The sequence below is a fragment of the Austwickia sp. genome (genome assembly GCA_016699675.1).
Taxonomy (GTDB): domain Bacteria; phylum Actinomycetota; class Actinomycetes; order Actinomycetales; family Dermatophilaceae; genus Austwickia.
This window is the reverse complement of sequence record CP064985.1, coordinates 2,750,580-2,771,352: the sequence shown is the minus strand read 5'-3', so window position 1 is coordinate 2,771,352 and position 20,773 is coordinate 2,750,580. Positions and strand designations below refer to the sequence as shown.

Sequence of the window (20,773 nt, the reverse complement as noted above, 5' to 3'; positions counted from 1 at the left end):
CGCCCGGGTGCCGGCCGGCTACCGACGTACGGCGTCCGCCGGCGCCCCCGTGCGCGTCAGCTCGGCCAGCATGATCGCCCGGATGAGCTCCGCGGCCCAGTCCAGCACGGCCTTATCCCGCAACGGGCGCCCCCCGACCGGTGCGGTCTTCGGGGCGGGCACCAGGATCTGCCGGAGCGCCGGCTTGACCACCGTGCCCTTGTAGACCCGCTGCAGGCGCATCAGCCGGCTCTCGGGCAGCTCGACCGGGCCGAACCGCACGAAGTTGCCCTGTACGCCGATGTCGGCCACGCCGGCCGCCCGGGCCACCGTCCGCAGCCGCGCCACCTCGACGAGGTTCTCGGCCGCGGGCGGCAGCGCGCCGTACCGGTCCACGAGCTCGGCCACGATCTCGTCCAGCTCGGCCTCGTCGGCGACCTGCGCGAGCTTCTTGTACGCCTCCAGGCGCAGCCGCTCCCCGGGCACGTACTCGTGCGGCAGGTGCGCGTCGACGGGCAGCTCGATCTTGATCTCGACCGGTGCCTCCACCCGGTCCGGATCCCGGAAGTCGGCGACCGCCTCCCCGACGAGGCGCACGTACAGGTCGAAGCCGACGCCCGCGATGTGCCCCGACTGCTCGCCGCCGAGCAGGTTGCCGGCGCCGCGGATCTCCAGGTCCTTCATGGCCACGGCCATGCCCGCGCCGAGGTCGGTGTGCGAGGCGATCGTCGCGAGCCGGTCGTGCGCGGTCTCGGTCAGCGGCTGGCCGGCCGGGTAGAGGAAGTAGGCGTAGGCCCGCTCCCGGCCGCGCCCGACCCGGCCGCGCAGCTGGTGCAGCTGGGAGAGGCCCAACACGTCGGCCCGGTCGACGATCAAGGTGTTGGCGTTGGAGACGTCCAGGCCGGTCTCCACGATCGTCGTACAGACGAGCACGTCCGCCCGGCGCTCCCAGAAGTCGACGACGACCTGCTCCAGCCGGGACTCCCCCATCTGTCCGTGCGCGGTCGCGATCCGCGCCTCCGGCACCAGCTCCCGCAGCCGCGCCGCGGTCTTCTCGATCGACTGCACCCGGTTGTGCACGAAGAACACCTGGCCCTCGCGCAGCAGCTCGCGGCGGATGGCGGCCACGACCTGCTTCTCGTCGTACGCGCCCACGAACGTCAGCACCGGGTGCCGCTCCTCCGGCGGGGTGGCCAGCGTCGACATCTCGCGGATGCCGGTGACCGCCATCTCCAGGGTGCGTGGGATCGGGGTGGCGCTCATGGCCAGGACGTCGACGTTGGTGCGCAGCGCCTTGAGCTGCTCCTTGTGCTCGACGCCGAAGCGTTGTTCCTCGTCGATGACCACCAGGCCGAGGTCCTTGAACTTCACCTCCGGCGACAGGAGCCGGTGCGTTCCGATGACCAGGTCCACCGTGCCGTCGCGCAACCCCTCGATGACCTCCTTGACCTCGGCGTCGCTCTGGAACCGGGACAGCGCCTTCACCCGCACCGGGAACTGCGCGTAGCGCTCGGAGAAGGTCACCTGGTGCTGCTGGACGAGCAGCGTCGTCGGGACCAGCACGGCGACCTGCTTGCCGTCCTGGATCGCCTTGAACGCGGCCCGCACGGCGATTTCAGTCTTGCCGTAACCCACGTCGCCACAGATCAGGCGGTCCATCGGGACCTCCTTCTCCATGTCGGCCTTGACCTCGTCGATGGAGGAGAGCTGGTCCGGGGTCTCGACGTAGGCGAAGGCGTCCTCCAGCTCCCGCTGCCAGGGCGAGTCGGCCGCAAACGCGTGGCCACGGGTGGCCATCCGCGCCGAGTAGAGCCGGATCAGCTCGCCCGCGATCTGCTTGACGTGCCGCTTCGCGCGGGACTTGGTCTTCGCCCAGTCCGAGCCGCCCAGCTTGTTGAGGGTGGGCGCCTCGCCGCCGACGTACCGCGTCACCTGGTCCAGCTGGTCCGTGGGCACGAAGAGCCGGTCGCCGGGCTGGCCCCGCTTGGAGGCGGCGTACTCCAGCACCAGATATTCGCGGGTCGCCCCCTGGACGGTGCGCTGGGTCATCTCCACGAACCGGCCCACGCCGTGCTGCTCGTGCACCACGAAGTCCCCCGGCCGCAGCTGCAGCGGGTCGACCTGGTTGCGCCGCCTGGACGGCATCTTGCGCATGTCCCGGGTCGACCCGGCGCCGCCGGCGCCGCCCTGCCCCACCAGGTCTGTCTCGGTGACGACCACGAGGTTCGCGGCCGGCGCGGTGAACCCCCGCGGCAGACAGCCGGTCGTGACGTGCACGATTCCCGACTCGGCGAGGAAGCCCGGGCCGAGCCCGTCGGGCTCCAGTTGCCCCGGAATGCCCTGCTCGGCGAGCACCTCGGCGAGCCGTTTGCCGAGGCCGGTACCCTCCGTCACGACCGCGACCCGGCGCCCCTCGTCGATCGCCCAGCGCCGCAGCGCGGCACGGATCGCCTCGCCGTCGCCGCGCAGCCCCTCCATGTCGTGGCTGTCGACGGTGACCGCGAGCGCGTCGTCGCCGGCATCGCTGAGCCGCCCCGCGAACCCGGCCAGGCTCTCGTCGGCGGCGAACGGCGTCATGGTCCACCACGGCAGGCCGCGCCCGAGCGCGTGCTCACGGGCCCGCGCGACCGTCCAGAAGGAACCCTCGCCGAGGACGGCCTGCAGATCGATCGGTACGGCGGCGCCGGCGGCCGCCCCCGACCAACTCGCCTCCAGGAACTCATCGCTGGTGGCGACCAGGTCGTGGGCCCGCGCGCGGACCCGCTCGGGGTCGCTCACCAACACCCGGGAGCCCCGGGGCAGCACATCGAGCAGCGACTCCATCCCGTCGACGAGCACCGGCGCGAGCGACTCCATGCCCTCGACCGCGATGCCGGCGGCGATCTTGCCGAGCAGGTCGGCCACCCCCGGCAGCTCGTCGACCAGTTCCGCCGCCCGCGTGCGGACCTGGTCCGTCAGCAGGATCTCGCGGCACGGCGGCGCCCACAGGCCGTGCGCGGCGAGGTCCAGGGAGCGCTGGTCGGCGACCCGGAAGGTCCGGATCTCCTCGACCGTGTCGCCGAAGAACTCCACCCGGATCGGGTGGTCCTCGGTGGGCGGGAAGACGTCGAGGATGCCGCCGCGGACGGCGAACTCGCCGCGACGCTCGACGAGGTCGGTGCGCACGTACGCCGCGCCCACCAGCGCCGCCACCACGTCCTCCATGGCGCGTTCGTCGCCCGCGTGCAGCGCCACCGGGGTGAGCTCCCCGAGGCCGCGGGTCAACGGCTGCAGCAGGGCACGCACGGGGACGACGAGGACGCGGATGGGACCGTACGCCGCGTCATGCGGGTCCGGGTGCGCGAGGCGGCGCAGCACGGCCAGGCGGCGCCCCACGGTGTCGCTGCGGGGGCTGAGCCGCTCGTGCGGCAGGGTCTCCCAGCTCGGCAGGTGCGCGACCGCCTCGGCCGGCAGGAACGCGCGCAGGGCGGTGACCATGTCCTCGGCCTCGCGGCCCGTGGCGGCCACCACCAGGATCGGCGCCCCAGCGGCCGGGGGCGTCCCGGCCGGGGCCCCCGGGGCAGCCGCTCCCGGCGTACCGTCGTCGTGTTCGGCGCTCTCAGGCCCACCCGACCCACCGGCCCCGGCCAGCGCGGCCACGAACACCGGCCGCGCCCCCGTCGCGAGGGCGATGTCGACTTGGGCCTCACCGGCGTCGGCGGCCGCGAGCGCGCGCCGGATCGAAGGGTCAGCTGCCAGCGCCGTCGCGAGACGGACCAGGCTCATGGGGCTCCTTGGGGCACGTACGTCGGGCGGCCTCGGGACACGAGGCCCTGGGGGGCGAGCCCGGCAACCGCCGTACGCCGACACCCCGCGACAGCCTAAACGCCGCCTCGGACAGGGGCGACAAGCCTCCCGCCCCCAACCGCCCCACGGAGCGCCTCGGGGCCGCCGAACCCCGCCTGGTCACCCCGCGTCGCCCCCCGGGCCGGGGCACCCCGCAACCATGGTGACAGAAATCGCCCATGGCACCCCCCGGCCTGGTACGGCGACTGTGCCGTGGCGCACGCGGATCGCGCCCCGCGGTGGGTGGCCGCGGGGCGCGATCAGGACCGGGGAGCGCGGGCGGGGCCCACAGCCCAAGGGCCGCCGCTGTCAGTACGCGCCGGAGCTGTGGGTGACCGCCCGGAACGTACGGAACAGGATGTGCAGGTCGACGATCGGCGACCAGTTGTCGACATAGCGCAGGTCGAGCCGCAAGGACTCCTCCCAGGACAGGTCGCTGCGCCCGGAGACCTGCCACAACCCGGTCATGCCGGGGCGGACATGCAATCGACGCAGCGCGTCGGGCTCGTACTGCTCGACCTCGGCAGGCAGCGGCGGCCGCGGGCCGACCAGCGACATGTCTCCGAACAACACGTTGAGGAGCTGGGGCAGCTCGTCCATGGAGTAGCGGCGCAGGTACTTGCCGACCTTCGTCACCCTCGGGTCGTCCTTCATCTTGAACAGGACGCCGTTGCCCTCGCTCTTGACCCGGAGCGCCTCGAGCCGCTTCTCGGCGTCAACGCACATCGTGCGGAACTTGTAGATGTAGAAGATCTCGCCGCGGACCCCGACCCGCTTCTGCTTGAAGAACACCGGACCCGGATCGGTGACCCGAATCAGGAAGGCCACCGTCAGCAGGAGCGGCGACAACGCGAGCAGCAGCAGGAACGCCAGGCTGCGGTCCATGATGTCCTTGAGGAACACCGACCGGGTGGCGTGCGAGGGCCGCTCGACGTGCAGCAGCGAGAGGTTGTTCGACGGCCGGATCGTCATGCGCGGGCCGGCGACGTCGAGAAGTCCGGGGGCCACGATGAGTTCCACGGCGCGCTCCTCCAGCGCCCAAGCGAGCCGGCGGAGCGCCTTGCCCGCCAGGTCCGGGTGCGACGCGACGGCCACGACCTCGGCGTCGTAGAGGTCGACGGCGGAGATCGCGTCGCGCGGGGTCCCCATGACCGGCACGCCCTCGATGGAGGAGGTCGCGTCCCAATCCGTGTCCATGCCCGAGGTGCAGACGGCCACCGGCAGCAGCCCCTGATGCGGTTCGTGCTTGATGCTGCGCACTAGGGACGCCGCGGCATCGGCCCGACCCACGATGACGGTGCGTTGCATGAGCAGCCCCTTTTCGCGGCGTACCGCGAGCCAGTGCCGCATGTACCGCCGCGTGGCGAGCCCGCCGATGAGGAGCAGCGGCATGAGGGCGAGGACGTAGATGCGCGCCAGCTGCAGGGTGAACAGGAAGGACGTCACCCCGATCAGTGCCATCGTCCCCACGACGGCCCGTCCCACCGCCCGGTATTCCTCGGTCGAGACGCCGAGGTAGCGCCGCTCGTAGGCATTGGCCATCGCCAGCGCCGCCACCCACACGACACCCACCAACGGGATGATCGCGTAGTACTCCACCGGCACGAACTCGTCGCTGAAGCGAATCGCCGCGGCCAGGCCGCTGCACATTAAGCCCACCACGGCGTCCAGGACGACGACCCGCCGCAGATAGGCGACTGACCAGGAGTTGCGGGTCGAGGCGCGCGTCGTCGAGGCCACCAGGCTGGGCGCGAAGATTTCGGTGCTGCTGACCGGTACGTCCAGACGTTCGAGTGCGGGCCGGCGCCGATCGGCGCGGTGCCGCGCGCGGTCGCGACTGCGCGCGATATCGCGTTCGTGGATCGACACGTGCCAACCCTCCCAGTTGCAATTGCTCCCCGTGCCACCCCCGCGGCACCGCGGGCCCCGATGTCGGCTTTCGCCGCCATGCCTCTCGGCGTCCTTGCCGAGCGCCCCCCGGCGCCCCCGACATTGCCTCGCCCGAAAGGAACACTGCGTCCCCCCCGGGACGCGGGTCCCAGCCTATAGCGCGGGCACCCCTGCGGCGCTAGACGAATGGCCGTGCGCCATTCACAACTATCCCTCGAGTGTCACAGGATGGCACGCCCGGGTCGGGCCGCCGGTCCGGAGCGACGCCGGACTCTGCGCAGGTGGGGTGCCGTCACCGCGTCGGGGCGCCGACACCGCACCCCGTCACAACCCGGGCTTTGACTCACCTTCCGCCAAGCAAACCTCGACCTGATCCGCAGCGTCCGAAAGTACGAACGGCAGCTCTTTGCGCTCGGCGGCCCCGAAGTCGCGAAGAACGAAATCCGCCGGCGTTTGCCGACCGGGCGGTCGTCCAATTCCCACGCGCACCCGCAGGTAGTCCCTGGTGCGCAGGGCGGACGAAATCGAACGAAGTCCGTTATGCCCGCCTTCGCCCCCGCCGCGCTTGACGCGAATTTCCCCGAACGACAACTCAAGTTCATCGTGAACGACCACCACGGCGCCGGCGGGGATCGCGTAGAACGACGCGAGCGCCGCCGTCGCGGCGCCGGATTCGTTCATGTACGTCGTGGGCCGGGCGAGGATCACGCGCGGGCCGGGGGCCCCGCCCGCTCGCACGCCCAGCCGAGCATCGGCGACCATGGCCCGGGCCTTGTGGCGGCGCAGGCTCGCGCCGCAGCGGGTTGCCAACTCGTCCAGCACCATGGCGCCCACGTTGTGCCGGTTGCCGGCGTACTCCGCGCCCGGGTTGCCCAAGCCGATGACGAGGGCGGGGTCGAGCACGACGGGAGGCGACGTGGGCGGCACGGCCCTCAGCGTAACGGCCGGGGCGCCCCCCACTGGGGCGCCCCGGCCGGTTCCGGACGGTAGCGAGCGGTGGCGACGAGCGAGCCGCCGCGGGCAGCTCAGGCCTCGTCGTCGGCCTTGGCGTCGGCGGGCTTCTCCTCGCCGGCCTCCGCCACAGGAGCCTCGTCGCCGGACTCCTCCTTCTCGATGCCAGCCTCGGCCTCCGCCTCGGCCAGCTCGGCCTCCAGCGCCTCCGCCGAGATCGCCTGGGTCACGTTGACCACCAGCGTCTCCGGGTCGGTGACCAGCTCGACACCGGAGGGCAGCTCGATCTGCGAGGCGAGAATCTGCGTGCCGGCGGCCAGGCCCTCCACGGACACCTCGAACCCGGTGGGGATGCGGGTCGCCTCGGCCTGCACCTGCAGGGTCTGGGACTCGACGTTGACCAGGGTCTCGATCGCCGCCTCGCCCACGGTGGTCACGGCGACGTCGACCACGACCTTCTCGCCGCGGCGCACGATCACGAGGTCGATGTGCTCGATGACGGGCTTGAGAATGTCCCGCTGGACATCCTTGACGAGGGCCAGCTGGTCCTTCCCGTCGATGACGAGGTTGAGGACCGCGTTGGCGGTCTTCACCGCGAGCATCGTGTCGTGCCCGGGGAGGGTGAGGTGGATCGGGTCGGCGCCGTGCCCGTAGAGGACGGCGGGGATCTTGCTCTCGCGACGGATCCGGCGCGCGGCGCCCTTGCCGAACTCGGTGCGCTTCTCGGCGGTGATCTTGACGGTGTCGGCCATGGCATTCTCCTGACGGCGGGGGCCCGAAGGCCCGGTGGCGATGCCCTCGGCGCGGGACGCCGCGCGGACGTCCGGCTCGGGTGGGGCAGTCACCTGCCCGGCTCCACGACCGGCCCGCGTCGATCACGGACTCCGAGGCGGGCACTCGCCCGTACGGCGTCCCTCGCCGAGGCTCGGGCCATTCTAACCGCGGGCCCCATCAGGCTCGAAATCGCTCCGACCGGACCGCCGGCGGCCGCGCACCGAACCCCCGCCGATGCCGCCCACCTGGTGTGATTCGCCGACGTCGGTCGCCCACGTCGATCCCCTCAACCGTGCTCGCCGGGGTCGTCGCCCGACCATTGCCAGGGCGCGGCACGGGGCCGCGGAGACGCTGCCGGAGAGACGACGTGGCGTCGCCGGACGGTCGCCGCGGGCTCTTCGAGATGGCATAGACTTCTGACTCCGGCCGGCCTGGACGGATGTCCTGAACGTTCGCCTGCCTGGACTCTGCCGGGAGGCTGCGACGACAGGGGGACCTTCGATGACCGCTACGGCCCGGCGAATTCCGGTCCTGCCGTCGTCGACCCAGCAGGCCCCCGACCCCGGTCTTCCCGCCCCCGGAACGGTGATCCCCACCTGGATCGACACCCCCGATGGGGCGCTGGCGGCGCACGTGCACCTGCCCTACGGCCCCGAGTGCCGCGGCGCGGCCATCCTGGTCAGTCCCTTCGGACGCACCGAGACCACGATGCGGCCCGCGATGCGGCATCTGGCGGACCTGCTGGCGCGCCGAGGGTGCGTGACGATCCGGGCGGACTGGTCGGGCACCGGGGAGTCCGCGGCCCCCCTACGCGACGACGGCGTCGTGCCGCCGATGGCCCGCCGGCTGGCCGATGTCGCCGCCCTGGCGCACTACGCCCGGCACACCCTGGGTCAGGGGGACCTCACGTTGGTGGGGGCAGGCCTGGGCGCCGCCCTGGCCGCCATGGCCCTCGGCGATCCGCAAGGCCCGCGTGCGGACGCCGACGGCCGCACGCCGTACCGCTCTGTCGTCCTCGTCGACCCGCAGCCGGGCGACGACGCCTGGGTCCGCCTCCCCGCCGCGCGCGCGATGAGCGCCCGGAACACCGGGATTCTCCTGGTGAGTCGCGAGGAGGCGCCCATCGACGAGGCGGTGGAGGACTACGCGGACCGGATCGGCGCGGACCGGCTGGACGCGATCGACCTCGACGCCCTGGACGTGACCGCCACCGAACCCGTCATCCCGGTCGAGGCCTGGGACATCGTGGTGGACTGGCTCGGGTTGCCCGCGCGTCGACCCACCCCGGTCCCCATCCCGGCGCAGCGGGTCCGGACGGCGCTCGGCGGGGGCGGCACGGAGGAGTACGTCGAGGTCGGCGGCCTCCCCGGCGTCCTCACGTTGCCGGCGGCCACTCCGCGCCACGCCGTCCTGCTCGTTCCCGACGACGGTGCCCACCGCGGCGGACCCGGCGGCGACGGCTGGGTCCGACTCGCGCGCGCGGCGGCCCGCCAGGGCGTCGCGACGTTGCGGTTCGACCGGTCCGGGGCCGGCGAGGCGCGCGTGCTGGGTGCGGTGGACGGCGCTGATGCGCCCGTCATCTCCCCGGCGAGCGTCGCAGAGCACGTGGCCGCCGTCGAGTGGCTCGCCGCGCGCACCGGGACACGCCCCACGGTCGTCGGGCACGGCGCGGGCGCCTGGACGGCGCTGGCCGCCGCGGGCCGGGTGTCGGTGACCCGCGTGGTGTCCGTGGCCCAGGACGTGTGGACCACCGACCCGGAGCAGCCCGGTGAGCTGGGCGCCTGGTGGTTCGCCCACCTGCCGTACCCGATGATCCTGCGCCTCGGCCGCAACCGCGCCCTCCCCACCCCCCAGCCGCTCATCGAGGCGGCGACCGCGCGGGGCGCGGCGATCGACCTGTACGGCGACGCGCGGCACGCCGCCCGATTCGAGGCGGCGCGCGGCGCCGACGCGCTGGCGCGGCTCCAGGCCCGGGGGGCGAGTGTGCATCGGTACACCGAGCGCTTCCCACTCGACCCCCGACACCCGGACCTGCTGGACGTCATGCTCGGTCGGGTGTTGGGCCGGGTGCTGCGCGACCTGCCCGCCGATCCGACCGCCTCGCTCGGCGAGCAGGTGGAGCCGGAGACGACGCCCGTGGCCTACGCGACGATCCGCGGGGATGCCAGCGACGCCGCGACGGCCGCCGACTCCAGCGGCGCTCGGGACTGGACCACCTCGATGCCGGGTGGGCGTCGCGCGAGCGCGGGCTATGCCCCCGCCTGAGCGGGTTCCTCGGCAGCCTTAAGCCGGGCCCCGCCGCACGCCGGATACGCCCCGGCCTCGGCTCCCGCCCCGGACCTTTCGCCGTACGCCTTAGGCCGGGGTGTCGAACAGGCTCGTGACCGAGCCGTCCTCGAAGACCTCGTGGATCGCCTGGCTGATCAGCGGGGCGATGGAGAGCACCTGCAGCTTGGCGAAGTGCTTCTCGGGGTCGATGGGCAGGGTGTTCGTGACGATGACCTCGCGGATGCAGGAGTCCCGCAGCCGCTCCGTGGCCGGGTCGGAGAAGATCGCGTGGGTCGCGGCCACCACCACCTCACGCGCGCCGGAGGCCATCAAAGCGTCGGCGGCCTGCGTGATCGTGCCGCCGGAGTCGATCATGTCGTCGACCAGGATGCAGGTGCGCCCACTGACGTCGCCGACGACCCGGTTGGCGACGGACTGGTTGGGCCGGGTGATGTCGCGGGTCTTGTGGATGAACGCCAGCGGCGCACCGCCGAGCCGCTTGCTCCACTGCTCGGCCACCTTGATGCGGCCCGCGTCCGGGGAGACGACCGCGAGCTGCTCGTCGCCGTACCGGTCCGCCACGTAGTCCGACAGGATCGGCAGCGCCTGGAGGTGGTCCACGGGGCCGTCAAAGAATCCCTGGATCTGGGCCGTGTGCAGATCGACGCAGATCAGCCGGTCGGCGCCCGCCGCCTTGAACAGGTCCGCCATCAGCCGGGCCGAAATCGGCTCGCGGCCGCGGTGCTTCTTGTCCTGCCGTGCGTAGCCGTAGAACGGCAGGACCACCGTGATCCGCTTGGCCGACGCGCGCTTGGCGGCGTCGACCATGATGAGGTGCTCCATGATCCACTCGTTGATCGGCGCCGTGTGGCTCTGGATGAGGAACGCGTCGCTGCCGCGGATGGACTCCTCGAAGCGGACGTAGATCTCGGAGTTGGCGAATTCGTACGCCGTGGTCGGCACCGGGTGGATGCCCAGGCACGTGGCCACCTCGTCGGCGAGCGCCGGATGCGCACGCCCCGAGAGGATCATCAGGCTCTTCTCGGTGGTGCGCTTGAGGCTGGTCACTTCGCGTTCTCCTCCCCGGCCCCGGCTGTCCCGGCCCCGGTCTCGGCATCCCCGGTTTGGGCGGCCGCCGCGGTCGGCGTACCGGCTCTGCGGCGTGCCACCCACCCGTCGACGTTGCGTTGTCGCTGGCGCGCGACCGCGATCTGACCCGGCTCGACGGGATCGGTGACGACGGAGCCGGCGGCGACGTAGGCGCCGTCGGCCACGCTGACCGGCGCCACCAGCACGCTCTGGCTGCCCACGAAGGAGTGCCGCCCGATCTGCGTCAGGTGCTTGGCGACCCCGTCGTAGTTGGCGAAGATCGTGCCAGCGCCGATGTTGGCGCCCGCGCCGATCTCGGCGTCTCCGCAGTAGGTCAGGTGCGGCAGCTTCGCGCCCTCGCCGATGTGGGCGTTCTTCGTCTCCACGAAGCCGCCGATCTTGCCCTTGGCGTCGAGCACAGTGCCGGGGCGCAGGTAGCTGTACGGGCCAACGGTGGCGCCCGTCCCGATCACCGCGTGGTGGGCCTCCGCCCGGCGGACCTCCGCGCCGTCGCCGACCTCGCACGACTCCAGCGTGCAGTCCGGGCCGATCCGGGCCTCGGCGCCGATGGTCGTGGCGCCCAGCAGTTGGCAGTTGGGCTGGATGAGGGTGTCGCGCCCGATCGTGACGTCGGTGTCGATCCAGGTGGTGTTCGGGTCGACGACGGTGACCCCGGCGCGCATGTGCCCCTCGACGACGCGGCGGTTGAGTTCGGCGCCCAGCCGGGCCAGTTGGACCCGGTCGTTGACGCCCTCGGTCTGCCACAAGTCGTCGATCAGATGCGCGCGCAGCCCGAGGCCGCGGGCGCGGGCGATGCCGAGGACGTCGGTGAGGTACTTCTCGCCCTGCGCGTTGTCGGTGCCCACCTGAGCGAGCGCGTCGCGCAGCAGGGCGCCGTCGAACGCGTAGATCCCCGAGTTGATCTCGGTGATCTCGCGCTGCTGCGGCGTCGCGTCCTTCTGCTCGACGATCCCGGCCACGGCGCCGTCGGCGTCGCGCAGGATCCGGCCGTAACCCGTGGGGTCGGGGACGTGCGCGGTGATGACGGTGGCCGCGCAGGCGTGGGCCTCGTGCTCGGCGACCATCGCGGCGAGGGTCGCCGAGGCGAGGAGGGGCACGTCGCCGTACGTCACCAGCACCGTCCCTGACAGCGCGGTCGGCAGGGCGTCGAGCCCGCACTCGGCGGCCCGGCCGGTGCCCTTGACCTCGTCCTGATCGGCGATGACCGCGTCCGGGGCGACCTGCGCGACGTGCGCCGCGACCCGGTCCCGCTCGTGGCGAACGACGACCGCCAGGTGCTCGGGGTTCAGCCCGCGGGCGGCCTCGATGGCGTGGCCGAGCAACGACCGACCGCCGATCGCGTGCAGGACTTTGGGGATCGCCGACTTCATCCGGGTACCCTCGCCCGCGGCGAGGATGATGACGGCTGCGGGACGGGTCACGAGGCGCTCCGGAGGTCGGCGACGGGGGCGGCGGATGGCTTCGGACGAATGCGCTGGGCGCTGTCGAGGAAGCGGGCCGGGCGACGCTGCCGCGACCGGCCGGGCTTGCCGGCACCGGAGGATATGTTACCGCCGCCGCACGACGGCCAGTCCCCGGCGGCCATGCGGGCGACCTCACCTTGTCGGGCGCTCACGAATCGCCGTGGGCCCGCGGTTGTGGCGGTTCCCCGGGTTGGAATCGAACCAACGTCGCTAATCCTGATTCAAAGTCAGGCGGGCCCTACCAGCAGACCAACCGGGGAAGGGCGCTGCGGCCGTGCGGCCGCCGCGCTCGGCTCTAGGGTAATCGGCCCTGGGCCGCGTTCGGGACGGCCCCGCCGTCAGGCCGGCCGTCCGCCGCCGTCAACCGATGGTCGCCAGCGCGTCAGTGGTCCGCTCGGCGGCGGCGCGAACGACGCAGAACACCCGGCGGAAGGGCAGCGGCACGCCGGCGGGGGTGCGCGGGTAGGTCGCGCGGAGCGCCTGCCGGTACGGCGTGAGGAAGGCCTCGCGCTCCCCTGCCTCGGTGAGGGTGTCGAGGACAGGCCGCAGGCCCGTGCCGGTCACCCAGTCCAGCACCGGGTCCTCTCGCTCGCCGTCGGGGTCGAGGAGGTGCAGGTACGTCGTCTCCCATGCCTCCACCTGGCGTCCGGGCGCCCAGAACGCCTCGACGTACGCCGCGGGATCGCGCACCGACTCGCGGCCGAGGAGCAGCGGGAGCAACGCGCTCGCCCGCCGGTGGGCTGCGGCGGTACGGCGCATGAGGGCGTGACTCGGGGCGTCGTGATTGCCGGGGACCTGCAGGGCGAACCACCCGCCCGGCGCCAAGGCCTCGATCCAGCGCCGGGCCACGGCCACATGGTCGGGCACCCATTGCAGGCTGGCCGCGGCGACGATGACGTCCGGGCCAGAGGGGCTGGATGTTGCGGGGATCGCCCGGTGGCGAGCGGCGTCGCGCACGGCCGCGCGGGCCACGGGGCGGCCAGGTCGGCCTCGACCCGGCTCACGCGGCCGGTCGGATCGCGGTCGGCGGCCCGGGCCAGCATGGCGGCGGAGGAGTCGATGCCGAGGATGCGCGCGTCCGGCCACCGCGCGGCCAGTTCCAACGTACGGGCGCCGTCCCCGCAGCCGAGGTCGACCACCAGGCGCGGCGCCTCGGCGGGGACGCGCGCGAGCAGGTCCGCGAAGGGCCGGGCGCGTTCGCTGGCGAGGCGGGCGTACTCCGCGGCATCCCAACTCGGCATGTGGTGACCCCTCTCGGTCGGCGGACGCGTTTATCTTGATATCGAGATACTCGGCATCGTGGGAGACGGGACGCCTCGATGTCAAGAGATCCGTGGTTACCCTTGAGGACATGGCGGCCCAGGCGACGAGCAGAGACACTCGGGACGAGGTCGACCTGATCGTCGCGGCCTGGCAGCACGAGGTGCCCGGACTCGATGTCGAGCCACTACGGGTCCTCTCCCGGCTGACTCGCCTCGCGCGCCACCTCGATCTTGCCCGCCGTACGGCGTTCGCCGAGCACGGCCTGGAGGTCTGGGAGTTCGACGTCATCTCAGCGCTGCGCCGCGCCGGGGCGCCGTACGAGCTCTCCCCCGGTGACCTCGTCAAGCAGACGCTCTCGACGAGCGGGACGATGACCAACCGCGTCGATCGACTGGCCCGCCGCGGACTGGTGGAGCGGCTCCCCGATCCCGACGACCGCCGCGGCGTGCGGGTGCGGCTGACCGCGACGGGCCGGCGCCTGTCGGAGGACGCCCTGAAGGCGCTGCTGGCGCGCGAACGCGGGCTGCTCGAGAATCTCGACGACTCCGAGCGGAGCCAGCTCGCGGACCTCCTCGCGCGGCTCATGATCCGCTTCGAGAACTGACCAGGGCCGATCCACCGGCTGTCCCGGGCGGCGCGGGGGCGAGTCACGGCTCGGCGATCTCCGCCGCCTCCAGCCAGGCCAGCTCCAGCTCCTCGCGCTCGTCGACGATCGCCCGTAGTTGGTCGTTGAGCGCCAGCACCGCCGCGTGATCGGTCGCCTTCGCCACCATCTGCGCGTGCAGCTTCTCCTCCGCCGCGGCCAGCTTGGTCAGCTGCCGGTCGATCCGGTTCAGCTCCTTGCGCGCCTCCCGGGTCTGGGCCGGGGTGTACGTCGCGACGCCGGCAGCACCCGACGTACCGCCGCCGGGCCCGCCGCCCGACGTACCGGCACCGCCCCCTCCGCCGGCACCACCAGCCGCGCCGGCGCCGCTGCGCGCGGCATCGGCGAGGGTGATCGCGCGCAACTCCAGGTACTGATCGACGCCCCCCGGCAGGTCCCGGACCCGCCCGTCCCCGAGCAGCGCGACCTGGCGGTCGCACATGCGCTCCAGGAGGTACCGGTCGTGGCTCACCACGAGCAGCGTCCCCGCCCACCCGTCGAGCACGTCCTCCATCGAGGTCAGCGTCTCGATGTCGAGGTCGTTGGTGGGCTCGTCGAGCACGAGCACGTTGGGCTCGGTCATCATCAGCCGCACGAACTGCAGCCGGCGCCGCTCGCCGCCCGACAGCTCGCCGACCCGTGCTTGCTGCCGCAAGCCCGTGAACCCGAGCCGCTGGGCCAGCTGGCTCGCGCTGATCTCGCCCTTGCCGAGCGCGACGTGGCTGCGGATCTCGGTGATGGCGTCGATGACCCGCGTGTCGGCCAGGCGGTCCAGTTCGGCGACCTCCTGGGAGAGGTACGCCGTGGCGACGGTCGTGCCCACCTTGCGCTTGCCCGCAGCAAGCGGCACCTCGCCCAGGAAGGCGCGCAGCAGCGTCGACTTCCCCGCCCCGTTGACGCCAACGATGCCGACCCGATCGCCGGGCGCCAGCCGCCAGGTCACCCGGTCCAGGATGGTCCGCGCCCCGAGCCGGACCGTCGCGTCCAGCAGGTCGATGACGTCCTTACCGAGGCGGCGAGTGGCGAAGCTCGTGAGGGCGACCTCGTCGCGCGGCGGCGGCTCGTCCGCGATCAACGCGCTGGCGGCCTCGATGCGGAACTTCGGCTTGCTGGTTCGGGCGGGAGCGCCGCGGCGCAGCCACGCCAGCTCCTTGCGCAGCAGGTTGTCCCGGCGTTCGGCCGTGACCGCCGCGATGCGGGCGCGCTCGGCCTTGGACAGCACATACGCAGCGTAGCCCCCGTCGTAGGACTCGACCCGTCCGTCGAGCACCTCCCATGTCAGCGTCGCCACCGCGTCGAGGAACCACCGGTCGTGCGTGACGACGACCAGCGCGGCGTCGGGTCGGGTGCGGGTGGTGGTGAGGTACGCCGCGAGCCAGGCCACGCCCTCGACGTCGAGGTGGTTGGTCGGCTCGTCCAGCAGCAGCACGTCGGGGTCGGCGACCAGCAGCGCGGCGAGCGCGACCCGGCGCCGCTCGCCGCCCGACATCGGCCCGACCAGCGCATCAAGCCCAGTCGCACCCCCCAGCCCGGACCCGTCGACGCCACCCAGCAGCCCCTCCAGCACGGCGCGGATCCGCTGGTCGGCAGCCCACTCGTGTTCGGCGCGGTTGCCCAGGACGGCCTGGCGCACCGTCGCCTCGGGGTCCAGCTCGTCGACCTGGCCGAGCATGCCCAGCGTCAGCCCGCTCGTACGCGCGATCCGGCCGGTGTCGATGTCCTGCCGCCCGGCGAGTACCCGGAGCAGGGTGGACTTGCCGCCGCCGTTGCGGCCCACGACCCCGATCCGATCCCCGGTGAGCACGCCCAGAGACACCTCGTCGAGCAGATGGGTCGTGCCGAGGGACAAGTCCGCCTTCTCGACGGAGATGAGGTTGGCCATGGGTCCTTCGCTTCGATGGTGGCGGGGCAAGCGGTGGTCCGGGGAACGAACGCCTAGAACACGCCCATGGAGTCGAGCACGCGCGTCGCGATGTCGAGGATGACCCGGACCTTGGGGACGTCATCGCGCACGTCCTGGGGCACGACCTCCGGCGTGTCGATCTCCGGGTACTCGACCTCGTGGCGACGCCGACGCATCCGGTCGAAGGGGCGCAATTGGGCACCAAGCGGTGGGTCCAGCTGCGCCATCACCGCGTGATACACCGCCAGGTGCCCGCCCCTCGTCGTGGGGCGTAGGCCCTGATTCGCCAGCGTCGCCCAGAGCGCTTTGCGACTCGCGTCGTACAGCATGCCGTAGGACCCCTCAGGATCCAGCTCGCAGGTGAGCTCCGCTGCTTCGAGGTGGCGACGGGCTTGGCCCAGCAGCCGCTCCGCGTGTTCGCGACTCGCAGCGACGCGCCCAAGCTCACCATCGGCGAGCATTCGCTCGATGTCGGCGCGCCCCTGGGCCCACCTCATGTCGATTCCTTCGGGTGTGGCGCTGGGGCGTCGCCGAGCGTGAGTTCCACCAGTGGCCGTTCCCGCACGGTGCGGAGAAAGGGGTCCTCGCCGGCCGACCAGACCTCGGGGCGAACACGGCGCACGTTCACCTCGCGACGCAAGACGCGTTCCGCCTGCGCTGCCGCATGATCGAGCTCGTCCACGTCCGCTTCCCCTACGACCAGGACGTCGACGTCGACAGGGACCGGGCCTGGTTCGCCGTGGTAGCGCGCCGCCCAGGACCCGTAGATGAAGGCCCGGCGAATTCCACCCACGCCGACGAGCAGTTTCGTGACGACCGGAAGTGGCCCGTAGGTCACGGCGAGGAGATCCGTGAGCGGTCGGACGATCGGCGTGTCAGGGGCGGCCCGGACTAGCCGCAAGGTCCCGAGCTTGCGGTCGAGGAGGTAGCCGTTCCGGACTAAACGGTCCACCTCCTGCTGGACGGCCTTGGTGGAGGCATCGACGAGGCGGGCGAGATCGGTGATGCTGTACTCGTCGTCGGGATGCAAGTACGTCTGCGCGAGGATTTCCCCCTGCACTCGCGAGCGCAGGATGGGCAGCAGCGGAGGGGGGGAAGATCGCATAACTCTTCCATTATTCAAGAAGTCTTAGGTGAAGACAACACCACGGCGAGACTCACGACACCGGGTAGATCACGACGGCGGCGGGCCGTCGACCCCGTTGCGAGTGCCCGGCCCGCCGGGCGGCACTCGGCGTCACGGGCCGCCGCTGATGACGTACACCCGGTAGGAGTCCTCCCCGATCTGCCGGAAGACCACCATCGCGCAGGGCACATGAAGCTCGCGCCGCCGCTGCTCAGGGGTGACCGCGGCCAGGAGTCGGCCGCCGACCAGGGGCGGTGCCGTGCCGACCTGCTGCAACGGGTAAGGAGCGTCCCTGGGTAGCGCGGTCTGGCTCGACATCGCGCGGACGGCGTCGAACGTGAGCGGATCGCCGGTGCCCCGGTGGTACGTCCGGTCGCAGTCCTCGAAGCGGTCCGGTTCGGACCACCACACGCCGTACGCCGTGCGATAGGCAACCGAAACCCCGGCGACCAGCAGCACCACCAGGATCGCGATGAAGAACGCCACCCGACGCTTGCGCATGTCCCAGCCGATCAGCGGCCGCGGGGGGTCGTCACGAAGTGGGCGCCGTGCACCGGCCCGGTGGCGCGCTTCACGTCCCCGGCCACGCCGGATGCCGTCAGCGCCACGGCCAGGTCCAGTTGGCCCTCGGGGCCGTCCACGAGGAAGGCGACGGTCGGGCCAGAGCCCGAGACGATGCCGCCCTTCGCGCCGTACTCCAGCCCCGCCGCCAGCACGTCCCGCAGCCGCGGCTGAAGCGAAAAGGCGGCCTCCTGCAGGTCGTTGTGCAGCGCCGCCCCCAGCGCGTCGACGTCACCGGACCGCAGCGCCTGCATCATGGCGGGGGTCGGCTGCGGGGCCGCCACGTCGGTGTCACCGCGCTCCGCGCGAAGGCGGTCCAGCTCGGCGAACACCCGCGGCGTCGACAGTCCCTCGTCACTGGGGACGAGCACCCAGTGATACTTCCCGCGGCCCAGCACCGGCGCCACCTGCTCACCCCGCCCCGATCCGATCGCCGTCCCGCCGACCAGCGCGAAGTTCACGTCGCTGCCCAGCTCGCTGGCGAGGAACTCGATCGTGTCGCGGTCCCCGTTCATCCCGAAGAAGGTGTCCATGGCCAGCAGCGCGGCCGCGGCGTCCGCGGAGCCACCGGCCATCCCCCCTGCCACCGGGATCTCCTTGTCGATGTGGAAGTGGCAGTGCGGCTCGTCCTCATCCACCCCCACCTGCTCGGCGTAGATCCGCGCCGCGCGCAGCACGAGATTGCCCTGATCGACCGGCACGAGATCCGCGTAGGGCCCCTCGACGGTCACCGCCCAGTCGGGGCTGGGCGTCACCGTGAGCTCGTCGTACAGGCTCACCGCGTGGAAGATCGTGGCGAGGTCGTGATAGCCGTCGGCGCGCAGCGGGCCCACCACCAGCTCGAGGTTGATCTTGGCCGGGACCCGCACGGTCAGCGAGGCGGGGGGTGCACCGGTCATGTCCCACACCCTACGACGCCGTACGCCGGGCCTCCGCGATGCGGGCGAACTCCCGGACCCCGAGCTGTTCGCCGCGCGCCTTCGGGTCGATCCCCGCCGCCACCAGCGCTTGCTCGGCGTTCGCGGCGCCGCCCGCCCACCCGGCCAGCGCCGCGCGCAGGGTCTTGCGGCGTTGCGCGAAGGCGGCGTCGACACACGCGAACACATCGGCGCGCCCGACCCCCGGGCCGAGGACCGGAGGTTCTTTGCGCAGGAGCTCGACCAGCCCCGAATCCACGTTGGGGACCGGCCAGAACACGGAGCGCGGCACGGTGCCCGCGAGCCGGACGTCGGCGTACCAGGCCGCCTTCACGCTCGGCACCCCGTACGCCTTGCTGCCCGGCGCCGCCGCCAGCCGCTCGGCGACCTCCAGCTGGACCATCACCAGCGCGCGCTCGATCGTCGGGAAGCGTTCCAGGAACGTGAGCAGCACGGGCACCGAGACGTTGTACGGGAGGTTGGCCACCAGCGCGGTGGGTCGCGTCGGTCCCGCCGGCCGCGGCACCGCGGACCCCGGCCCCGCGGGCCGCGGCGGGAGCTCGGCGACCCGCAGGGCGTCCGCGGCCAGCACCGTCAGCCGGTCCGCCCGCGCCGGCATCAGCTCGGCGACCGTCTGCGGGAGCCGGGCCGCGAGCAGCGGGTCGATCTCGATCGCGGTGACGTGCCCGGCGATCTCCAGCAGGGCCAGCGTCAGCGAGCCCAGCCCGGGGCCGATCTCGACGACATCGTCGTCGGGGCCGACCCCGGCCAGCCGCACGATCCGGCGGACGGTGTTGGCGTCGACGACGAAGTTCTGCCCCCAGGTCTTCGTCGGCCGTACGCCGAGGTCGGCGGCGACCTGACGCACCCGCGCGGCGCCCAGCAACTCGCCGGCGGGCGTCGGACCGCGGTCGCCACCGTTGTCCGGCGGCATCCCGGGGTCGGCGTACGACATGGGCCTCAGCCTAGGCCGCTCGACGCCGGCCCCGCGCAGGCCCGCGCTATCCCGCCGGCGATGGCCGGGTCGCTCAGCCGGTCAGGAGGTGCGGATCTCGTCGACGGGGACCGGGCGGCCCTCGTGGTACGACGTGGTGGCGGCCATCGCGACGTACAGCGCCTCCAGGGCGTCCGCCGCGGTGCACGGGCTCGGCGTGCCGTCGCAGACGGCATCGACGAAGGCCCCCAGCTCGGCGGCGTAGCAGGGCTGGAAGCGTTCCAGGAAGTTCACCCAGACCGGGCCGGGCAGGTCGCGGTGCCCCGGCTCCGCCGAGCGCAGCGCCGCGCGGTCCTCCAGGCCGACGACGGCGCCGCCCTGCGTGCCGGCGATCTCCATGCGTACGTCGTGACCGGCGCCGTTGTAGCGCGAGGTCTGCGCCGTGCCTAGGACGCCGTCCTCCATCTGCAGCACGAGAACCGCGTCCGAGGCGTCGCGGCTGGCCGCGAAGACGGGGTCGCCCTTGGCCGTGCCGAGCGCGTACACGGTCTCGATCCGCTTGCCGGTCAGCCAGCGCAGGCTGTCGAAGTCGTGGATGAGGCAGTCGCGGAAGATCCCGCCGGACGTGGGGATGAAGCTCGGGTCGGGGGTGTCCATGTCGCAGGTGACCATGTGGACGCGGCGGAGCTCGCCGAGGTCGCCGGCGGTCAGGCGGCGCTTGGCCTCTCGGTAGCCGGCGTCGAACCGGCGGTGGAAACCGATGTGGTTGAGATTGCCGGCGGCCGCCAGCGCGTCGATGGCCCGGCGGGCGCTCGCGATGTCCATGGCCACGGGCTTCTCGCAGAAGACGGGCATCTTGGCCTCGGCGGCGCGGACGAGCAGGTCCGCGTGGGTGTCCGTGCCGGTGGCGATGACCAGGGCGTCCACCCGAGCGGTGTCGAAGACGTCGTCGACGCTGCCGTGCGAGACCCCCAGCTCGGCGGCGACCTGTTCGGCCCGGCCGGGCGCGACGTCGGCGAGGACGACTTCGCCGACCCGCGGCAGATTTTTCAGCGCCGTGGCGTGACCCACGCCGATCCGTCCAATCCCGAGAAGCCCCACGCGCGCCGTTGTCGTCATGAGGCTAAGTCGATCGCTTGTGCATATGTCCTGTCAAGAGAAACATC

Annotated in this window: 15 protein-coding genes, 1 tRNA gene and 1 pseudogene; 2 read left to right on the top strand and 15 right to left on the bottom strand. The window is 72.5% G+C overall.

Translation table 11 applies throughout. The features are described from left to right. Positions 1-18: 18 nt before the first annotated feature. The 4 genes from mfd to IPK37_12630 all read right to left on the bottom strand — a co-directional run bounded on the left by mfd (position 19) and on the right by IPK37_12630 (position 7,397). Positions 19-3,744, bottom strand: a complete 3,726-nt coding sequence (gene mfd / locus IPK37_12645) for a transcription-repair coupling factor (protein ID QQR99823.1) — start codon at positions 3,742-3,744, stop codon at positions 19-21. A 369-nt stretch (positions 3,745-4,113) separates the two neighbouring features. Continuing rightward, positions 4,114-5,466, bottom strand: coding sequence for a sugar transferase (locus IPK37_12640; protein ID QQS02852.1), 1,353 nt, complete (start codon positions 5,464-5,466; stop codon positions 4,114-4,116). A 552-nt stretch (positions 5,467-6,018) separates the two neighbouring features. Further along, the gene (locus IPK37_12635; protein ID QQR99822.1) at positions 6,019-6,597 is read right to left on the bottom strand and encodes an aminoacyl-tRNA hydrolase; all 579 of its coding nucleotides are present in this window, start codon (positions 6,595-6,597) and stop codon (positions 6,019-6,021) included. 122 nt (positions 6,598-6,719) lie between these two features. Further along, complete coding sequence (locus IPK37_12630; protein ID QQR99821.1) at positions 6,720-7,397, bottom strand: 50S ribosomal protein L25/general stress protein Ctc; 678 nt, start codon at positions 7,395-7,397, stop codon at positions 6,720-6,722. A gap of 523 nt (positions 7,398-7,920) precedes the next feature. On the opposite strand from IPK37_12630, the gene IPK37_12625 reads away from it, so the two are divergent. Further along, positions 7,921-9,684 (top strand): hypothetical protein, encoded by a 1,764-nt coding sequence (locus tag IPK37_12625; protein ID QQR99820.1) that lies wholly within the window; start codon positions 7,921-7,923, stop codon positions 9,682-9,684. Positions 9,685-9,774: 90 nt separating this feature from the next. Here IPK37_12625 and IPK37_12620 read toward each other — a convergent pair whose 3' ends face one another. From IPK37_12620 to IPK37_12605, 4 genes and pseudogenes are all read right to left on the bottom strand, one after another. Continuing rightward, entirely contained in the window at positions 9,775-10,755 is a 981-nt protein-coding gene (locus tag IPK37_12620; protein ID QQR99819.1) for a ribose-phosphate diphosphokinase, read from the bottom strand. Continuing rightward, positions 10,752-12,218, bottom strand: coding sequence for a bifunctional UDP-N-acetylglucosamine diphosphorylase/glucosamine-1-phosphate N-acetyltransferase GlmU (gene glmU, locus IPK37_12615; GenBank protein ID QQR99818.1), 1,467 nt, complete (start codon positions 12,216-12,218; stop codon positions 10,752-10,754). Before glmU ends, IPK37_12620 begins: the two co-directional genes overlap by 4 nt. A 223-nt stretch (positions 12,219-12,441) precedes the next feature. After that, a tRNA-Gln gene (locus IPK37_12610) sits at positions 12,442-12,520 on the bottom strand. Positions 12,521-12,620: 100 nt separating this feature from the next. Then, positions 12,621-13,501: pseudogene (locus IPK37_12605) on the bottom strand (methyltransferase domain-containing protein). A gap of 110 nt (positions 13,502-13,611) precedes the next feature. Between IPK37_12605 and IPK37_12600 the strand changes: the two are divergent. Then, complete coding sequence (locus IPK37_12600; protein QQR99817.1) at positions 13,612-14,127, top strand: MarR family transcriptional regulator; 516 nt, start codon at positions 13,612-13,614, stop codon at positions 14,125-14,127. Between the two features lie 43 nt (positions 14,128-14,170). Here IPK37_12600 and IPK37_12595 read toward each other — a convergent pair whose 3' ends face one another. The 7 genes from IPK37_12595 to IPK37_12565 all read right to left on the bottom strand — a co-directional run bounded on the left by IPK37_12595 (position 14,171) and on the right by IPK37_12565 (position 20,726). Then, positions 14,171-16,048 carry an ABC-F family ATP-binding cassette domain-containing protein gene (locus tag IPK37_12595; GenBank protein QQR99816.1) on the bottom strand — a complete coding sequence of 626 codons (1,878 nt, stop codon included), beginning with the start codon at positions 16,046-16,048 and terminating at the stop codon, positions 14,171-14,173. A gap of 53 nt (positions 16,049-16,101) precedes the next feature. After that, positions 16,102-16,566 (bottom strand): hypothetical protein, encoded by a 465-nt coding sequence (locus IPK37_12590; protein QQR99815.1) that lies wholly within the window; start codon positions 16,564-16,566, stop codon positions 16,102-16,104. Further along, on the bottom strand, positions 16,563-17,174 hold the full coding sequence (locus IPK37_12585) for a winged helix-turn-helix transcriptional regulator (GenBank protein ID QQR99814.1): 612 nt from the start codon (positions 17,172-17,174) through the stop codon (positions 16,563-16,565). Before IPK37_12585 ends, IPK37_12590 begins: the two co-directional genes overlap by 4 nt. A gap of 132 nt (positions 17,175-17,306) precedes the next feature. Further along, on the bottom strand, positions 17,307-17,696 hold the full coding sequence (locus IPK37_12580; GenBank protein ID QQR99813.1) for a hypothetical protein: 390 nt from the start codon (positions 17,694-17,696) through the stop codon (positions 17,307-17,309). Between the two features lie 11 nt (positions 17,697-17,707). Beyond that, the gene (locus tag IPK37_12575; protein QQR99812.1) at positions 17,708-18,655 is read right to left on the bottom strand and encodes a 4-(cytidine 5'-diphospho)-2-C-methyl-D-erythritol kinase; all 948 of its coding nucleotides are present in this window, start codon (positions 18,653-18,655) and stop codon (positions 17,708-17,710) included. Positions 18,656-18,665: 10 nt separating this feature from the next. Beyond that, complete coding sequence (gene rsmA / locus IPK37_12570; protein QQR99811.1) at positions 18,666-19,628, bottom strand: 16S rRNA (adenine(1518)-N(6)/adenine(1519)-N(6))-dimethyltransferase RsmA; 963 nt, start codon at positions 19,626-19,628, stop codon at positions 18,666-18,668. Positions 19,629-19,709: 81 nt separating this feature from the next. Next, entirely contained in the window at positions 19,710-20,726 is a 1,017-nt protein-coding gene (locus IPK37_12565; GenBank protein ID QQR99810.1) for a Gfo/Idh/MocA family oxidoreductase, read from the bottom strand. Positions 20,727-20,773 lie beyond the last annotated feature (47 nt).

Bases quoted from the DNA above. Each gene is read 5' to 3' on its own strand.
- mfd (QQR99823.1), bottom strand. From the start codon at position 3,744: ATGAGCCTGGTCCGTCTCGCGACGGCGCTGGCAGCTGACCCTTCGATC.
- IPK37_12630 (QQR99821.1), bottom strand. From the start codon at position 7,397: ATGGCCGACACCGTCAAGATCACCGCCGAGAAGCGCACCGAGTTCGGC.
- IPK37_12625 (QQR99820.1), top strand. From the start codon at position 7,921: ATGACCGCTACGGCCCGGCGAATTCCGGTCCTGCCGTCGTCGACCCAG.
- IPK37_12600 (QQR99817.1), top strand. From the start codon at position 13,612: ATGGCGGCCCAGGCGACGAGCAGAGACACTCGGGACGAGGTCGACCTG.
- IPK37_12595 (QQR99816.1), bottom strand. From the start codon at position 16,048: ATGGCCAACCTCATCTCCGTCGAGAAGGCGGACTTGTCCCTCGGCACG.
- IPK37_12590 (QQR99815.1), bottom strand. From the start codon at position 16,566: ATGAGGTGGGCCCAGGGGCGCGCCGACATCGAGCGAATGCTCGCCGAT.
- IPK37_12585 (QQR99814.1), bottom strand. From the start codon at position 17,174: ATGCGATCTTCCCCCCCTCCGCTGCTGCCCATCCTGCGCTCGCGAGTG.
- IPK37_12580 (QQR99813.1), bottom strand. From the start codon at position 17,696: ATGCGCAAGCGTCGGGTGGCGTTCTTCATCGCGATCCTGGTGGTGCTG.
- IPK37_12575 (QQR99812.1), bottom strand. From the start codon at position 18,655: ATGACCGGTGCACCCCCCGCCTCGCTGACCGTGCGGGTCCCGGCCAAG.
- rsmA (QQR99811.1), bottom strand. From the start codon at position 19,628: ATGTCGTACGCCGACCCCGGGATGCCGCCGGACAACGGTGGCGACCGC.
- IPK37_12565 (QQR99810.1), bottom strand. From the start codon at position 20,726: ATGACGACAACGGCGCGCGTGGGGCTTCTCGGGATTGGACGGATCGGC.